Origin of the sequence: Pseudoalteromonas sp. MEBiC 03485, assembly GCF_004195145.1 — a bacterium.
In the GTDB taxonomy this organism is placed as follows: domain Bacteria; phylum Pseudomonadota; class Gammaproteobacteria; order Enterobacterales; family Alteromonadaceae; genus Pseudoalteromonas; species Pseudoalteromonas apostichopi.
Map to the genome: position 1 here is coordinate 3,535,792 of NZ_SGBT01000001.1, position 17,346 is coordinate 3,553,137.

Sequence of the window (17,346 nt, forward strand, 5' to 3'; positions counted from 1 at the left end):
CCGACATAGAGTCCTAGATTGATAGTTCTCTAAGTCAGTTATCGTCTGATAAAACGAAAGCTTTAGCTTTATTTGTAAATTTTTTAACTAATTTTTAAATTTTAGCCTTGTAACAAGCTTAGAGCCGCTTGAGGTCGTTGATTTGCTTGACCTAAAATTGTTTGGCTTGCTTGTTGTAAAATTTGATTTTTAGTCAATTGAGCTGTTTCTAAAGCAAAGTCGGCATCTTTAATTCGTGATTTTGCAGCTGATAAATTTTCTGAAATATTGGCTTGGTTACGAATTGTTGATTGGAAACGGTTTTGCACAGCTCCCAGCTCAGCACGTTTTTTATCTACTACTGCAATTAATGAATCCATCCCTGCCAACACAGCTTGAGCATTTGCTTGTGATGAAACACTGATTGCACTCGCAATAAAAGTACCTGAAAAAGTATAAGCATTAGCGCTCTCACTTATTGCACTGACACCATCAGCAGCTGCACTTAAAGATTCATTAGCAATTGCTGAGGCTATACTTGCAATTCCAGATAATGTAAACCCCCCCTCTGCAGAAAGGCTATTTACTGTCCCTCCTACATCTTGCATGCTGAAGCCAATCGCTTGAACTGCATCAGCTCCCACTTGAAAGCTTGCTGAATAGCTACCATCTAATAAATTCTGACCCCCAAAAGTAGTATCCTGGGCAATCCGGTTTACTTCTTCAGATAATTGCCTAATTTCTTCTTGGATAGCTAAACGATCTTCATCTGTATTTGAGCCATTTGCAGCCTGTTGTGATAGAGTTCTAATTCGTTGGAAAGTCGATGTAATTTCATCCATCGCCCCCTCTGCAGTTTGCGCAAGTGAAATACCATCATTGGCATTTCGGTTACCCTGATTTAAACCAAGAATTTGTGATTGTAGGCGGTCAGAAATTTGTAAACCAGCAGCATCATCAGCCGCACTGTTAATACGTAGACCTGATGAAAGACGCTTAAACGAGGTATCTAAATCACCACCGGTTCTATCTAGTTGTCTTTGTGCGTTTAGTGCACTAACGTTAGTATTTACATATAAAGCCATAATATACTCTCTTCTTATCTGTCAAAGTAAAGCCACTTTTTAAAAGTGAACTTGACAAAGTGACCCTTACAGCGGCAATTCTAAGTCGCCTAGGGCAAAAAACTGCCACTTTGCTGATTAGTTAATTAACTTGAAGTAAATAGAGCAATTAATAGGCCAACTATTAATTGAGATAAAAAAGTAATGAAAAAAGGCTCCATTTATAGGAGCCTTAAGAGAGATAAGTTTAAGAGTGGGTTCTAGTGCACGAATTATGGCATAATTTGTGCTTTGTATTTTATGTTCTTACAAATGTTAGAACACTACTGTCAGGATTTTGAGCGCCTCCGCTTTATAATCCTATCTTAGCGCCTTTGTTAATACCCCATTAGACAAAGGCGCTTTTCTTTAAGTCAAAGTTTTGACTTCACTTTAACTCAAATTCCCAACTATTAACCTAGTAAGCTTAATGCAGCTTGAGGACGTTGGTTAGCTTGACTCAAGATTGTTTGGCTTGCTTGTTGTAAGATTTGCATCTTAGTTAAGTTCGCTGTTTCTTGCGCAAAATCGGTATCTTTAATTCGAGATTGTGCAGCACTTAAGTTTTCAGAGATATTCGATTGATTACGAATTGTAGATTGAAAACGATTTTGTACCGCACCTAATTCTGCACGCTTTTTATCAACTACCGCAATCATTGAATCCATACCAGCTAATACAGCTTGAGCATTCGCTTGCGATGAAACACTAATAGCTGTAGCAATGAATGTTCCTGCAAAGGTATATGCGTTAGCAGCTTCACTTATCGCACTTACACCATCTGCTGCTGCACTAAGTGACTCATTAGAGATTGCTGACGCAATACTTGCAATACCTGATAATGTAAAACCACCTTCAGCTGAAATTGTGTTTGCAGTTCCACCTACATCTTTCATGCTAAACCCAATCGTTTGTACTGCGTCAGCACCAACTTGAAAACTTGCTTTATAGCTACCGTCGAGTAAATTTTGACCACCGAAAGTAGTATCTTCTGAAACACGGTTAACTTCTGCAGATAATGAACGCATTTCTTCTTGAAGTGCTAAACGATCTTCATCTGTGTTAGAACCATTTGCCGCTTGTTGAGCTAATGTACGCATACGTTGGAACATTGAGGTTACTTCGTCTAGTGCACCCTCAGCAGTCTGCGCTAGCGAGATACCGTCGTTCGCGTTACGGTTACCTTGGTTAAGACCGTTGATTTGTGATGTTAAACGGTCAGAAATTTGTAGACCAGCCGCATCGTCAGCTGCGCTGTTGATACGAAGACCAGATGATAAACGCTTGAATGAAGTATCAAGTGAGTTACCAGAATTCATTAATTGTCTTTGTGCGTTTAATGAACTAACATTTGTATTTACATAAAGTGCCATGATATTTCTCCCGAAGTAAACTTATCATTTACTCTTAAACTTACTCTAATTAAGCGGTAACTGTTATTTGTTACTCTGCTTGGTTAATTAAGTTATCGGTCCGCTCAAAAAATCCTTTAGTGAATTTTTAAACAATTTTTAAATTTTTATTTAATGCACTGTATTTAAAAAAGAAATACTTTATCTTTTTAACTAAACATGGCTCCTGGTTACCTTGAAAGCCGCTATCACGATGTGTTAATGAGAGTAAGAATACAATAAAGAGTGAGCTAAAAGCACTTTTAAAGTGGGAAGCTTAAGGTAGGTTTTGTAGGTTAAGCTTATTAACTAAGCTTAACCTTAGCAAATTATAAATAATCAAATAATGAAAGGTTAGCCAAACGGCCAAATGTTGCTTGTGCAGCTTGCAGTGATGTTTCCTGTTTGGTAAGTTCAGTAATCGCTTCAGCCATATCAAGCTCAACAAGCTCGGCTTTTGCAGCTTTGTTGCTAGTATCTAAGTCACCGTTTGATTGTTCAATTTTCTTGGCTGTATTTAAGCGGCCACCCAAACCTGCCTGTACAAGTGAAATCTGATTTTTGGCATTATCGAGTTGTACAATGGCATCCGCTAAAACTTGATCAAACTCTTCCTGAGTTAAATTAGGATTGGTTAGTCCTGCTATCAGGTCATCCAAAGTATTTAACGCATTCTCTTTTTGTGGCGCTTCAAGATCAACATCAACTTGCCCATTTGCAACAGGCTCAATACTAACCTCCATGCCTTTATAAACGATTTTACCATCTTCAAAACTACCACTGTCAATTGTTACACCCGCTTGCTGTACCACATAAGTATTAGGTGTCCCTGTTGTAGTAATAAAGCTTAGTGTATTAGCATTTGCAGCGGCGGCAGGATCAGCGTTGTAATTTGCTTGATGGAATTTATCAAAATCAGCTTGCTCAGTCACATAAATTTTCGAGCTTGTGATACCGCCAGACACAGTGCCGTCGTTTGAGGCCACATTTAGGCGCGCATTTACTTTTTCGAATGTATCAAAACCATTGTCACTCGATTTGATTTCTACACCTTCAGCCACTTTGATTTTGTGTTGCCCCTGATCGCCGCCATATTCATAGCGACCAGACGTACTATTGTAACTATAAGAAGGGGTATTATCTTGATAGCCCGAAAAGATAAACTTACCATCTTCGGTTTTTGCATTCATTAAATCAAGAACGGTGCTTTGTAGTGCCTTAACTTCTTCAGCAATACCTTCACGGTCGATATCACTATAGGCACCATTACCTGCTTGAATAGATAAAGTATAAGCAGACTCAAGTGCACCTTTAATATTTTGCAGCACACTTTCTTCTGTCGTCAGGCGGCTATTCAACATAGTGATATTTTTTGTGAACTGTTCATTACCCTGAATGCGATCGTTATAAAGTAAAGCGCGAGCCGTTGCTGAAGGATCGTCAGCAGCAGTCAATACACGCTTTTGGGTATTAACCTGCTCTTGTGCTTTGTTTACATTTTGCTGTGAGTTAAGAATAGAGTTAAGGTTATTCTTATACATCATGTTATTTGAAATACGCATAATTACCTCGCCGCACTTAATAAGGTGTCAAAAATAGTACGTGCTGTTGAAAGTACCTGTGCAGATGCCGCATACGATTGTTGAAAACGCAGTAAGTTTGCCGCCTCTTCATCAAGGTTTACACCTGATAGCGATTCATACCAGGCTTCTGATTGATCAGCCAATGCTGTAAAGGCTGCGCCATTGGTTTGAGCTTGACTAGTCACAACACCAATATCAGTAACAATTCCAGAATATGCTTGATTAAAGGTTTTATGATTATCAGCAGTACTACTTGCTTCAACATTTTGACGAACTAGTTCACCATTTTGTAAATCAGCCAATAGCAAACCATTACGGTTATCATCAAAACCACCAGTGTTAAACTCAAGTGTGAAAGTGTCTCCTGTAGCTGGAGAGCCTTCGATATTAAAATCGAAGCCATAAGCATCATAAGGTGCTCCCGCTTGAGCAAGAATATTCTCAGCAGGTGGTGTAATAGTAAACGTTGATGTGCCGTTGCCATCTGTGATTTGATATTCGTTAGCATTCGCCGTTTTCACTAACGTGATATCGCCATTCGCCAAACTAGGTGGTGGGCCTACGGTAATACCCGTTGAGTTATCAATATCTGAGACTGTACCAGCAGAAATACTTGCGTCACTGGTGTTATTAATATCGTTCGCAGTTCGAATAGGTGATGCTAATGCTAAGTCTTCAGGGCGTTCCGTCGCAAGCTCTAGGCTCGTAGAAGCCTGAGAGTTCAACTTAACCATAAATTGGTCACCGGTATTGGCAGCACCCGATACATTGAGCTGTAAACCAAACGCTTCGCCGCCAGTGATGGTTGATGAATCAATCACACCTGCTGTCACATTCGCTGTTGACGCGGTGCCAATTGGTTCGCCTTTATTATCGATTGCCTGAATCTCAACAGTCGTAGCACTGGTATAAGTAACGATAAAATCACTTGCTGGCAATTCGCTGCCTTTACCTGGCTCAAGAGTTGCCGTCATTGTTGATGTGCCCGTGTTGGCTTGATAACCGAACGCATCAACGGTTGGAATAGCAAAAATATCACCACCAATTTCACCATTAGCGTCCATACCTAAGCTATTTTGTTGGTTAAAGGCATCAGCTAACGCTAACCCCATTTGACCTAGCTGGTTTTGCGCTGGCACTAAAATGTCGTCACGAAATGCCAATAATCCGCCTATTTTGCCTTTCAACTTACTCACATCAACTTCAAGCGGCACAGCTTTGCCACCGTTTACATCAAGTTTCAGCTCTTTAAAGTTCGGATCAGGATCGCCACTGAATGAAAACAAGTTAAATGTACCACTTTGCATGACAAGAGCTTGGCCTGAGCCTAAATACACTTGCTTTTCGCCGTTATTACCATCAAGGGTTTCAATATCAATCAGCTCAGATAAGTCACGAATCGCTTTATCGCGTTCATTGTATAAACCACTTGATACTGACTCACGATCAGTACCATGAACCGACGCAATCTTAGTATTCAAATCACTGATATTTTGGATCAGGTTATTTGCTTCTTCAGAAAAAATCTCTAGTTGCTCATTTACCACTGCTTTTTGGTCAACCACAATGCTCGATAATCTGTCCATTTGATCAATTAAGTTTTGTGCATCAGTCATGACCAGTGAACGAGCTACTGTTGATGACGGTTGATTTAAGCTTTCTTGTACATTGTTAAAAAACGAATTGACACTCGTTGATAAGCTGTTTGACTCTTCTGAGAACAAGCTGTCTACTCGGCTTGCTTCAGTTACAAACTGATCAAAGAATGCTTTATTAGAGGTATCTCTATTTAATTGCTTTTGCGCAAATTCATTCAGTAAGCGATACGTTTCACCACGACCCACTTGGTTGTCGATCATGGTTGTGAACTCAGTACGCTCACGCACATAACCCTCGGTATTAACGTTGGCGATGTTTTTACTGGTGGTTTGTAAAAGCTCAGAGTTAGCTCTTACACCGGCATTTGCTATGTCATATAAGCTAAATGACATCAGGGTCTACTCCTTAACGTACCAATGAAGCAGCGACACTTTGAAGCTCAACACGCTTCAATACCTGCTTAATTTTATCGGCATAATTTGGATCAGTTGCATAACCTGCTTTTTGTAACGAATCTAAAAAGGCTGCAGGCTCTGCAGTATTATTGAGTGCTTCTTGATAACGTGGGTTTTCATTTAAGAAATCCACAAAGTCGTTAACACTGTCTTTAATCGATTGATAAGAACGGAAACTTGCTTGCTTTTTAACTGGCACGCCTTGTTCAAACTCAAGCGTGACTTTGCTCGCTTTATCACCTTGCCAGCTCGTATCCGATTTAATATTGAATAAGTTGTTACTACTTGTGCCATCAGCTTTACTGATAATGTGTTTACCCCAACCTGTTTCAAGGGCTGCTTGAGCAACCATCACAGCAGGATTTAAACCAATCTTCTGTGCAGCATTTTTTGCGTGCTCCCAAACAGAGCTAATAAAAGACTCCACATCTTCAAAGCGGTTTTCTGTTTGCTCGTTTGCTGTTGTATCTGCGACAGCTTGCGGTTCAGCCTTAACATCATTTTTGCTATCAACCACACCGCTTGCCCGTTTATCACTATCAAAGTCAGCAGTGGTTCTAAGCACAGAACCAGGAGTAAATTTCTTACCGTCAGGCGAAAGCTGCTGCACTATCAAATCAGCTAGACCGAGCGAGCCATTAGATGAAAGCTCAACCGACATTTGTTGATCATGCATCTCTTCAAAAAACTTAACGCCGCTTGAGTTAAATGGGCTGTCTTTATCTTCAAACGCTTCATTTGCTTTACGCATACTTTTAAGAAGCATTTGAGTGAAGATAGACTCGAATTGTGCCGCCGCTTTTTTCAGCGCCTCTTTTGACGCATCGCTAGAGGCATCACTTTTCAAAGCACTTTGACGTAATGAGTCTAAGTTACCTAAATCAAAAAAGTTTTGCTTGTCGAGATGATTAGTATCCATCAGCTTTTTGACACAATAGTTAATAATGAAAAATAAAATGCAAAAATTGCGCCAATAAAAAACTTTATAAATGAATAGCTAATAACTGATAGTGGAATGAAGTAACTTCAGAACAAAGATTTGACTGATATCTGTGAGCTAAATGATTTAATAACTACTAGAAACAAAAACGCGCTCGAAAGCGCGCTTTAATTTAAATGATAACCAGTTGCCCGTTTATCGCCCCCGCTTCTTTTAAAGCTTCTAGAATCGCCATTAAATCACCCGGTGCGGCTCCAACCTCATTGATGGCTCGAACGAGATCATCAAGATTAACACCTGGGTTAAATACAAAAGCACGTGAGTCATCTTCATTAACATCAATAATGCTTTGATTTGTGACAGCTGTTTCACCTTCACTTAAGGCATTTGGTTGTGACACATTTTGCTGCTCAGCAATAGTGACCGTCAAACCACCGTGCGTAATAGCCGCAGGCTGCAGCTTCACATTTTTACCAATCACAATTGTACCAGTGCGCGAGTTAACAATAATTTTTGCAGCGGTGTCTGCCGGCTTAAACTCTAAGTTTTCAAGAGTAGACAAATACGCAACACGTTGAGATGCATCACGCGGTGCCAATACACGAACTGAGGCTGCATCGATTGCCTGCGCGCTATCAGGGCCAACTAAATCATTAATTGTTTGCTCTAAGCGTTTTGCCGTTGTGAAATCAGGGCGGTTTAAATTAAATGTAATGTAGTCACCTTGCATAAACGGGCTCTTAATAGCACGCTCTACAATGGCACCGTTTGGAATACGACCTACCGTTGGCGTGTTAATAATGACCCGGCTACCATCAGCTCCTTCAGCACCTAGACCACCAACAACTAAGCTGCCTTGTGCAATCGCGTACGTATTACCATCAACCCCTTTCAAAAAGGTTTGTAATAAGGTACCACCGCGTAAACTACCTGCACTCCCGATAGACGAAACCGTAATATCTATGGTTTGCCCTGGTTTTCTGAATGCCGGTAGCTCTGCATGAACAGCAACGGCTGCAACATTTTTAATTTTAGGTTTTAAGCTATCTGGTAAAGTAATACCAAAGCCATTTAACATGGCTTTAAAGCTCTGTTGAGTAAATCTGCTTTGTTCACCTGTGCCTGGCAAACCTACAACCAAACCATAACCGACTAATTGGTTTGCACGAACACCTTCAACCATAGATACATCTTTGACTCGCTCAGCCTGTGCAGAAAACTGCAGGCTAATTAAGCAAAGAGCGATGATGTATTTAAACCCATTCATGACTTTGTTCCTCTAAAATGGGAAAAGCGAACTACTAAAGAAACGAGACAGCCAACCTGCGCTTTGTGTTTCTTGAATTTGCCCTTTACCTGAATATTGAATTCGCGCATTGGCAATTCGGTTTGATGTTACTGTATTACTAGCTGAAACATCTTCTGGACGAACTAAGCCTTCAAGGCGAATAAACTCTTCGCCAGTGTTCAACGTAAGCCATTTTTCACCGCGAATAACTAAGTTTCCATTGGGTAAAACACGCATCACGTTGACAGAAATATCACCAAATAAGCTGTTTGATTGATTAGACTTTGAGTCACCTTTAAACGATGCCCCCGAGCCAATACCAAATTGAATACTATCACCACCAATGTTAACTGGATTACCTCCCAGACCAATTACTGGATCTAAACTCGCATCCGTTTCTTTATCTGTTTCGGTTTTAGCTGCTTTGGTCGCTTGAGTAGACTCTTGCAATTTAACAGTGATGATATCGCCAGCGCGTAGAGCCTTTTTATCTGAGTACAAGTCATTTGATGAATAACTATCAAACAACGACCCCGTTGGTACCATAGGCTCTGTTGTAGGCTCCGGGTACATAGGCGCATAGTAAGGGTCATCCTGAACCACATGATGATTTTGCGTTGTCATACAACCACCCAGCATTAATGCTGCCGATGTGACTAAGATAATATTACGCATGCTGCCTCCTACCCATTAAAGCTGCTGATTAATGTAACTAAGCATTTCATCAACCGCTGAAATCACTTTTGAATTCATTTCATAAATTCGTTGTGTTTCAATCAAGTTAACGAGCTCTTCTGTCACATTCACGTTAGACGTTTCAAGAGAACCTTGAACCACACTGCCTAAACCATCGATACCTGGGTTACCTTGCACAGGCGCACCACTAACAGCGGTTTCTGTGTATAAGTTTTGCCCCATGGGCTCAAGACCCGATGGATTAATAAAATCACTAATAGTTAGCTGACCAATTACCACATTGTCTGGTTGCCCTGCGATACGAACTGACACTTCACCGTCTTGCGAAACAGTGATTGATTGTGCATCATCTGGAACATTCATTTCAGGCTGCAACGGAAAACCCGCTCCCGATGTCACAATTCGACCATCTTCGTCAGTCGTGAATTGACCATTACGTGAATAGGCAATATTGCCATCAGGTAATTGCACTTCAAAAAAACCAGGACCTGAAATCATCCAATCCAATGAATTTTCTGTGGTAAGCATGTTACCTTGTGAAAAGTTCTTTTGGTTAGCAACCACTTTGGCACCGGCACCTAGCATTAAGCCCGATGGCATTTCAGTGTCTTGTGACGAACGACCACCTGGTTGGTTAATGTTTTGATATAGTAAATCTTCAAATACGGCGCGGCTTTTTTTGTAACCGACCGTGCTGGCATTCGCGAGATTATTTGAGATCACCGAAATATCGGTTTGCTGGGCGTCAAGCCCGGTTTTACTGATCCATAATGCAGGATTCATAACTCTACCCTCTCAGTCATCTTAAACAATGCGTAACAGCTGATCTTGACGCTCATCGAGCTCTTCGGCTGTTTTCATCAATTTAACTTGTAATTCAAATTGGCGTTGATTGCTGATCATGTCGACCATTTCATGCACTGGGTTTACATTCGACATCTCAAGCGTTCCCGACAGTACTTTCACGTTAGGTGAAATATCACAAAAACCACATAGATCATTTACCAACATATCTTCTTTTGGTCGGAATAATCCGTCATTGCCTTTTTCGAGCATGGTGTTATCAGCCTCAATCACTTTCAGCCGATCAACTACTTCTAAAAAGTTAGCAGGCGCACCTTGTGGGCGAACCTGAATAGCGCCATCTTCACTAAACTCAACTTTCTCGATAGGTAACGGCAAAATAATTGGACCACCTTCGCCAATTACTTGACGGCCGTGGCTAGTGATCAACGCGCCATCTGGAGTAATGTTTAATGTGCCAGTTTTGGTGTACGCCTCATTGCCTGATGCATCTTGTACACTCAACCAACCACGGTCACTCATCGCGATATCAAGCTCGCGGCCAGTTTCAACAAAGCCACCCGATTCCATATTAGATCCAGGGCGTTCTTGCATTGCAAACACCCTAGATGGCAAACCTTCACCGAAGGCTTGCATAGAGCGAGCTTGTGCAAAATCAGCTTTAAAGCCAGTGGTGTTAGCATTAGCAAGATTGTTGGCCTTGAGTTCAAGACCTCGCAAACTTTGCTTTGCACCCGACATGGCAATGTAGACCATTTTGTCCATAACATTGACTCACTAAAAATACGATAACTAAGAAATGCAATAAAAGTGCCAAAGTAAAATTGACGCTAAAATAGGAAAGAAAAATGAGGTCGGTAAAATGAAAAAAGGCTGCCAATAGAGGGAGCAGCCTTCGTGTCGGATTTAGCTTAGAGCCGCTAAAATTAACGGATCTGTAGGATATTTTGTTGTAGTGTTGAGTTAACCTCAAGCGCACGTGAATTTGCCTGGAAGTTACGCTGCGCACTGATCAAATCAACAAGTTCACTAGTTAAGTTAACATTCGACTGCTCAAGCGCAGATGAGTTAATTGAACCTAAAGTACCTGAACCTGGTTCGCCAGCAATCGGCTCACCTGATGTTAAACTCTTCTTCCAAGCAGTATTACCTACTTGTTGCAAGCCTTGTGAGTTCGAAAAACGTACCATCGCAACTTGGCCAAGGAAAGAAGTATCACCATTACTGTATGAAGCAACAATTTTACCATCGGTACCAATATCGATACCTGATAGACGACCAACAGTCGCACCATCTTGCTCAAGCGCTTTCACTTCAAAGTTACTTGCATATTGAGTCGGTATTTTATTCGTTGTACCAGCTTCATCGCGCCAGTTAATGTTTACATCATCAGGGAAACTCGCACCATTAGACAGTAAACCAGATATACCGCCTGAAGGTATTGTTAATGGATTAAACGTAGCATCCGTATTTGCAGTCCCATCTGTGCTTTGTGGTAAACCACTTGAGTCAAACTGAAAAGTTGAAATAGGTGTATATGGCGACGCAGTTTGCTCAGTACCATTAGCAGCAAACGGCTTTTCATCAAGTGTTGCAAACACTTGCCATTCATTATCATTACCAGTCACTGCTGCGTCAGTTTTAACAAAGAAGAACTGTAAAATGTGTGGCTCACCTAAAGAATCATACACCGTGGTTGATGTTGAACTGTTGTACGACGCACTTGTCTCTGGGTCAAATGGTGTAACTGCTGGCGTTAATGCACGAGAATCTAAGTTAAACGACGAATAAACATTGGTCGTAGCGCGTGGAGAACCTGATGCATCAGGAATTTGTAGCGCAGAAGATGTGCTTAAACTAACAGAAGTTGTATCACCCGTTGCTTCATCAACAGGGAAACCTTGTAAGTAGTTTCCGCTAGCATCCACAATAAAGTTGTCTTTATTAAGTTTGAACGCACCAGCACGAGTATATGTAAAATCTTGTGCACCTAGGTCATTTGCCATGGCAAAGTAACCTTCACCAGTAATTGCTAAGTCCAGTGAGTTATTAGTGAAAGATAATGAACCTTGGTGGAATTGCTGTGCCACCATTGTTGTTCTTACACCGTCACCATTTTTTGTTTTACCAGAACTAAATACTGATGATGCGTACACATCAGCGAACTCTGCACGAGACTCCTTAAAGCCCGTGGTATTGACGTTAGCAATATTATTTGCTGTAACGTCTAAATCTTTTTGCGCGGCTGCTAAGCCTGTTAATGCAATATTGAAGCTCATAACTCACCTCTAACCTATCTCTTAGCCTAAGCTAACCCAAACCTTTTTTACTTATGCGATTTCAGCTATATCAGTTAGCCTAACCGCACCCTCTTTTGTATTTACGATAATGCCGCTGGCGCCATTAATATTGACACTTTCAATATTCTTAAAGGTCGCCATTGGCATACTGCTGTAGTCTCCATTTACGAAGCCTTCAGCACTAATGTCATACTCACCTTCAGGGAGTACATTGCCATCGTTATCTTTACCATCCCATTCAAAACGAAGAGCACCCGCTGACTGCGAACCTAATTCAATCGTGCGCACTAACTGGCCCGATGAATCGGTTATTCTTAACGTTAAAGACTCAACGGCAGTTTCTGCAACTACCGACCCTTTAGCGAGATTTTCACCATCAAAATCAATCGTGTCAGACTCAAGTAATGCTTGCTTACCAACAAGGGTAGAAGCCTGTAACGCAGAATTTGATGTCATTGAAGCAGTCAGTGATTCAAACTTCTCATTTAAGTTTGAAATACCCTCAGCCATAGTGAAGTTCGTCATCTGCGCAATCATTTGATCATTATCAGCTGGCTTGCTTGGGTCTTGAAACGACAACTGTTGTGTTAAAAGTGAGAAGAAGTCTTCTTGCGTTAAAGTATCATCTTTCTCTTCTGTTTTATTTTGATTGTCTTGCCAACGTAAATTATCTAAATACGTGGATGACGCACTGCTGATGTCGTTACTCATAACTTATCCTCGGTTACCGCTGCCCAAGCAACAGTGTTTTACTTAACATTTGCTTAGCTGCATCAGCAACTTGCACATTTGTTTGGTAAGAGCGAGAGGCAGAAATCATATTTGCCATTTCTTCTACAACATTAACGTTAGGCTTATAGATGTAACCATTTTCATCAGCACTTGGATGGTTTGGGTTATATTCAATTTGCAGAGGCTTATCACTCTCTACAATGCCTAGTACTTTAACGCCAACAGAAGAGCCCTGAGGATTGCTTTGTGATGCTGACGCTTTAGTCAACTCTGCAGCAAAAACAGGATGGCGCGCTCGATACGTCTGATCTTGGCTAGAACTAATCGAATTCGCATTCGAGATATTACTGGCAGTAGTATTTAAGCGGACATTTTGCGCGCTCATACCGGTTGCTGAAATATCAAAAACATTATACAAACTCATGATTAAGCTCCTTGACTACCGAGGGCTTTTTTAAGGCCTTTAATTTTACTACTCATAAATTGCAGGCTTGCCTGATACTCTAATGAGTTCTGTACATACAAGTTTCGTTCCACTTGTATATCAACTGAGTTACCATCACCTGTATCTGCTTGATTTGGCGTACGAAACATTTCTGCATTACCAACAAAACGACTGCCTCCGGCAATATGTTTAGCATCGGTTCTTACCATACTATTGCCACCTTGCTGGTTGCTTTTTGCCGCTTTTAATGCCGAGGCAAAATCGATGTCTTTCGCTTTATAGCCCGGCGTATCAGCATTAGCGATATTTGTCGCTAATAACTCAGCGCGTTGTGAACGGATCAACATCGCATGCGGATGAACTCCAAATGCTTTATCAAAACTGATAGCCATAACCATCTCCAAAAAATTGACTCTGCAGTGAACAATGCAAAAGATAAGCCAAAAATAAGGAGTAAGCTTTATTTGTATAACATACTGAAAAATAGATAAATTTAGCAACCTAAGGACTAGGTTGCTAAGGAGAGTTTACTTTTTTTGATAGATAATACCAGGGTTACAACGAACCATATCAAAGCTGTCACTAAGGCCCGCCATTGATTCAGATGCACCTAAAAATAGATAACCTTTAGGGTTTAAAGCTTGAGCAAATTGCGAAATGATTTTAGCTTTTACTTCTGGTGAGAAGTAAATTAACACATTACGACAAAATATAATGTCAAACTTGCCCATTAAGGCGTATGAATCTAGTAAGTTTAAATGTCTAAAGCTCACCATTTTGCGAATAGGTTCAACAACCTGAGCCATTCCATTACCGCTGTCCTTAAAGAACTTCTGACGTCGTTCCATCGACAAACCACGAGCAAGGGCTAACGAGTCGTACTCAGCGTTCTTACACATATCAAGCATGGTATTAGAAATGTCTGTGCCAATTATTTGCGCTCCCATCTTTAATACGCCAGGGTTTTTAGCCTGAAACTCAGCGACCGACATGGCAATAGAGTATGGCTCCTGCCCTGATGAACTTGCCGCTGACCATATTTTCAATGGTCGACGAACATCTTTAAGTTCAGGGAATAGCTTCGTTTTCAATAGCTCAAATGGGTATTGGTCTCGAAACCAAAGCGTCTCATTGGTGGTCATCGCATCAACCACAGCGGCACGAAGCTGCCTCTCATGAGGACTTAAGGTTTTACTTACCAACTGTGATAAAGACTCGACATTAAAACGTGCCATAAGCGGCGCTAGGCGACTTTTTACTAAGTAAAGTTTGTTATCACCAAGCACGATGCCACATTGTTGTTCTAAGAAAGAGCGGAATTGATCGTATTCGCTTTGTTGTAAATGCTTATTTTCCAAAGTAATACCACCTATAAATAATTAATCACAATGAACCCACTTTTTCACAGCTGTTGCTAATTCATCTGGGTTAAATTTTGCAATAAAATCATCGGCACCTACTTTTTCAATCATTGCTTGGTTAAATACACCACTTAAAGAGGTATGCAAGATCACATGAAGAGGTGATAATTTTGGATCTGCTTTAATTTCGGCGGTTAAGGTATAACCATCCATTTCCGGCATCTCTACGTCAGATATCAATAAGCCAACGCGCTCAGTAATATCATTTTTACAATCAAGCTGAGCAATCTCACGTAAACGTAATAATGCTTCTTTGCCGTTTTTAGCTAACTCAGTTTGTACACCTAACGGTTCAAGCGCACGTTTAACTTGGTTTCGAGCTACCGCTGAATCGTCAGCAATAAAGACAATACGCTCACCTAAATCACGCTGAATTTCACCCTCACCAACCACTTCAGCACTCACTTCAGTGTTAACTGGACAAATTTCGTTTAAGATCTTTTCTACATCAAGTATCTCAACTAACTCATTTTCAATCTCAGTGACCGCTGTTAAGTATGAATAACGTCCCGCACCTGAAGGCGGTGGCATTATTTTTTCCCAGTTCATATTAACGATGCGCTCAACTCCGCCAACTAAGAATCCTTGCACTGAACGGTTGTACTCAGCAATGATGATAAAACTGTCTTTGATATTTTCAATTGCCGGACCACCTACGGCCATCGATAAATCAATAACAGAGATAGTTTGGCCACGAATGTGCGCAACGCCGCGAATATACGCGTTTGATTTTGGCATGTTAGTAAGTGGTGGGCATTGCAAAACCTCTCTTACTTTAAACACGTTGATACCAAAGCGTTGTCGCCCTCTGAGTTTGAATAATAGTAATTCAAGGCGGTTTTGCCCAACCAACTGAGTACGCTGGTTAACTGAGTCTAAAATGCCTGCCATTTCAATCTCCTAAAGATAAACAATCAGAGCTGGAACAATAATTGCCTTCTTTGTGTTAAAGCTACATAAGGTTACGAAGCGTCTGTTTTTTGACGCAAAATATTTATACCTTGTTTTCAACCATAAGCATAGTCGAAACAATATGAGTTTGTTAAAAAAAAGCCGAAGATACAGTGTTTTTTATTTTCTTACTAGCCTGTTGTTTGCAACACAACTGCAGGCAGAAGTTTATAATAACGAGCAACTTCAACAAATCGCTATCGATTTTGTTAGCGAACAGCTCCCTGATCTGGACACCAAACCACAAATAAGTGCTTTACCATTAGATGGTCGCATTCCAGAGAGGTTTTGTGAGTCGCCAATAAACAAAGAGTTACCAACAGAACCTCCTTTTAATCGGCAGGTAACTGTACAACTTAAGTGCCAAGACCTAAATAGTTGGACCCAATACGTCCATGTCCGCATAATTGAGCTCGAACCTGTGGTTGTTGTAACAACCAACCTTGCTCGTGGTGAAGTCATCCGTCCAGAGCATTTACGTGTTGAAATGAAACCAAAGCAGTTTGTTAGAACGCAATACGTACAAGATGAGTCTATACTTATTGGCAGCCGTAGCAAACGTAACTTGCGTGATGGCAGCCCTATTGTAATGCGTCAGGTGTGTATGGTTTGCAAAGGCGATAATGTCACTATTTATGCCTCATTACGCGGTTTAAGAATTAAGACCACTGGGATTGCTTTAGAAGATGGCACGTTAGACGAATTAGTACGTGTAAAAAACAAAAAATCAGGTAAAGTATTAAATGCACGTGTGGATGGGGTCGAGTCTGTACAAGTAAATATTTAATTTTTTATATTTATGCTAAAGTATCCGCTGTGCCCGCCGATATAAAGGCATATGTTGGGTAATGTATAGGTCAAAATTATGGTAAGCAATGTCAATAATGGTCAACAACAGCCTTCTGTGTTGACAAATACCAAGCAAAAGAAGCTTGATTTACAAAAAGATAATGCTAATGCAGCTGCTGCAAAGTCAGCCGCACCTAAAGCAAGTGCAGATTCTGTGAGCTTAACACCTCAAGCTAAACAGCTTAAGTCTTTGCAAGAAAAAGCTGAGCAATCATCTGGCTTTGACAGCAATAAAGTAGCTGAGCTGAAAAAAGCAATCAGCGAAGGTAAATACCAAATTGATGCTGAGAAGTTAGCAAAGAACATTGCTGCATTCGAGTTTGATGTCTATGGCTGATCATAATCATTTAATTGCCAGTAAACTAACACAACAAGTTTCGTGCTTAGAGTCTATTGCTGCGCTGTTAGATGATGAATTGACAGCCATTGCTGCAAAACGTGGCGATGGATTAAAGAGTATTGCCCAACAAAAAATCTCTCTGTTACAACAAATCCAAACAATTGATAAAGAAGTTCATAAGCTTGTTGCGCACAATGATTCGCAAGATGACGAAGTGAGTTCACTTATCAAGCAAGTTAACACTTTACTATCAAGCTGCAAAAAGAAAAACGATGTTAATGCCCATGCAGCCCATCAAGCACAGCTGAGTGTTAAACAACTTAAGGATATTTTAATCGGTGCGCCATCATCGATGACCTACGACCAAGGCGGCAGTGTTATTCAAGGCGATAAGAAAATCGTTCACAACTTGAAAGCCTAAATGCTATTTCATTAAAAAAGCGCGATAACTAAGTTATCGCGCTTTTTTT

The 17,346-nt window shown here is 40.7% G+C and carries 18 protein-coding genes; 3 read left to right on the forward strand and 15 right to left on the reverse strand.

Annotation, left to right across the window (positions count from 1 at the left end):
• Positions 1–101 precede the first annotated feature (101 nt).
• The 15 genes from EVU92_RS16255 to EVU92_RS16325 all read right to left on the reverse strand — a co-directional run bounded on the left by EVU92_RS16255 (position 102) and on the right by EVU92_RS16325 (position 15,627).
• Positions 102–1,064: a flagellin gene (locus EVU92_RS16255; protein WP_130052100.1), complete on the reverse strand. Its 963-nt coding sequence runs from the start codon at positions 1,062–1,064 to the stop codon at positions 102–104.
• Positions 1,065–1,495: 431 nt separating this feature from the next.
• Complete coding sequence (locus EVU92_RS16260; RefSeq protein ID WP_130052101.1) at positions 1,496–2,455, reverse strand: flagellin; 960 nt, start codon at positions 2,453–2,455, stop codon at positions 1,496–1,498.
• 347 nt (positions 2,456–2,802) lie between these two features.
• Complete coding sequence (flgL, locus tag EVU92_RS16265; RefSeq protein WP_130052102.1) at positions 2,803–4,035, reverse strand: flagellar hook-associated protein FlgL; 1,233 nt, start codon at positions 4,033–4,035, stop codon at positions 2,803–2,805.
• Positions 4,036–4,037: 2 nt separating this feature from the next.
• The gene (gene flgK / locus EVU92_RS16270; RefSeq protein WP_130052103.1) at positions 4,038–6,047 is read right to left on the reverse strand and encodes a flagellar hook-associated protein FlgK; all 2,010 of its coding nucleotides are present in this window, start codon (positions 6,045–6,047) and stop codon (positions 4,038–4,040) included.
• A 13-nt stretch (positions 6,048–6,060) separates the two neighbouring features.
• Positions 6,061–7,029, reverse strand: a complete 969-nt coding sequence (flgJ, locus tag EVU92_RS16275; protein WP_130052104.1) for a flagellar assembly peptidoglycan hydrolase FlgJ — start codon at positions 7,027–7,029, stop codon at positions 6,061–6,063.
• Positions 7,030–7,222: 193 nt separating this feature from the next.
• Positions 7,223–8,317 carry a flagellar basal body P-ring protein FlgI gene (locus EVU92_RS16280; protein WP_130052105.1) on the reverse strand — a complete coding sequence of 365 codons (1,095 nt, stop codon included), beginning with the start codon at positions 8,315–8,317 and terminating at the stop codon, positions 7,223–7,225.
• A 12-nt stretch (positions 8,318–8,329) separates the two neighbouring features.
• Positions 8,330–9,013 (reverse strand): flagellar basal body L-ring protein FlgH, encoded by a 684-nt coding sequence (gene flgH / locus EVU92_RS16285; RefSeq protein ID WP_130052106.1) that lies wholly within the window; start codon positions 9,011–9,013, stop codon positions 8,330–8,332.
• A 15-nt stretch (positions 9,014–9,028) separates the two neighbouring features.
• Positions 9,029–9,817: a flagellar basal-body rod protein FlgG gene (flgG, locus tag EVU92_RS16290; protein ID WP_130052107.1), complete on the reverse strand. Its 789-nt coding sequence runs from the start codon at positions 9,815–9,817 to the stop codon at positions 9,029–9,031.
• A gap of 21 nt (positions 9,818–9,838) precedes the next feature.
• Positions 9,839–10,603, reverse strand: coding sequence for a flagellar basal body rod protein FlgF (locus tag EVU92_RS16295; protein ID WP_130052108.1), 765 nt, complete (start codon positions 10,601–10,603; stop codon positions 9,839–9,841).
• Between the two features lie 161 nt (positions 10,604–10,764).
• Positions 10,765–12,117 carry a flagellar hook protein FlgE gene (gene flgE / locus EVU92_RS16300; RefSeq protein ID WP_130052109.1) on the reverse strand — a complete coding sequence of 451 codons (1,353 nt, stop codon included), beginning with the start codon at positions 12,115–12,117 and terminating at the stop codon, positions 10,765–10,767.
• A 51-nt stretch (positions 12,118–12,168) separates the two neighbouring features.
• Positions 12,169–12,849 carry a flagellar hook assembly protein FlgD gene (locus EVU92_RS16305; protein ID WP_062566777.1) on the reverse strand — a complete coding sequence of 227 codons (681 nt, stop codon included), beginning with the start codon at positions 12,847–12,849 and terminating at the stop codon, positions 12,169–12,171.
• Positions 12,850–12,862: 13 nt separating this feature from the next.
• Positions 12,863–13,294, reverse strand: a complete 432-nt coding sequence (gene flgC, locus EVU92_RS16310; RefSeq protein ID WP_130052110.1) for a flagellar basal body rod protein FlgC — start codon at positions 13,292–13,294, stop codon at positions 12,863–12,865.
• 2 nt (positions 13,295–13,296) lie between these two features.
• The gene (flgB, locus tag EVU92_RS16315) at positions 13,297–13,707 is read right to left on the reverse strand and encodes a flagellar basal body rod protein FlgB (protein WP_130052111.1); all 411 of its coding nucleotides are present in this window, start codon (positions 13,705–13,707) and stop codon (positions 13,297–13,299) included.
• Between the two features lie 135 nt (positions 13,708–13,842).
• Entirely contained in the window at positions 13,843–14,673 is an 831-nt protein-coding gene (locus EVU92_RS16320; RefSeq protein WP_130052112.1) for a protein-glutamate O-methyltransferase CheR, read from the reverse strand.
• 21 nt (positions 14,674–14,694) lie between these two features.
• On the reverse strand, positions 14,695–15,627 hold the full coding sequence (locus EVU92_RS16325) for a chemotaxis protein (RefSeq protein ID WP_130052113.1): 933 nt from the start codon (positions 15,625–15,627) through the stop codon (positions 14,695–14,697).
• A gap of 142 nt (positions 15,628–15,769) precedes the next feature.
• Between EVU92_RS16325 and flgA the strand changes: the two genes are divergently transcribed.
• The 3 genes from flgA (at position 15,770) to EVU92_RS16340 (ending at position 17,297) form a co-directional block, all read left to right on the forward strand.
• A complete protein-coding gene (gene flgA / locus EVU92_RS16330; protein WP_130052114.1) occupies positions 15,770–16,474 on the forward strand; it encodes a flagellar basal body P-ring formation chaperone FlgA in 705 nt (234 codons plus the stop codon).
• Positions 16,475–16,552: 78 nt separating this feature from the next.
• A complete protein-coding gene (gene flgM / locus EVU92_RS16335) occupies positions 16,553–16,873 on the forward strand; it encodes a flagellar biosynthesis anti-sigma factor FlgM (RefSeq protein ID WP_054553314.1) in 321 nt (106 codons plus the stop codon).
• Positions 16,866–17,297, forward strand: a complete 432-nt coding sequence (locus EVU92_RS16340) for a flagellar protein FlgN (RefSeq protein WP_130052115.1) — start codon at positions 16,866–16,868, stop codon at positions 17,295–17,297. The genes flgM and EVU92_RS16340 overlap by 8 nt, the downstream gene beginning before the upstream one ends.
• Positions 17,298–17,346 lie beyond the last annotated feature (49 nt).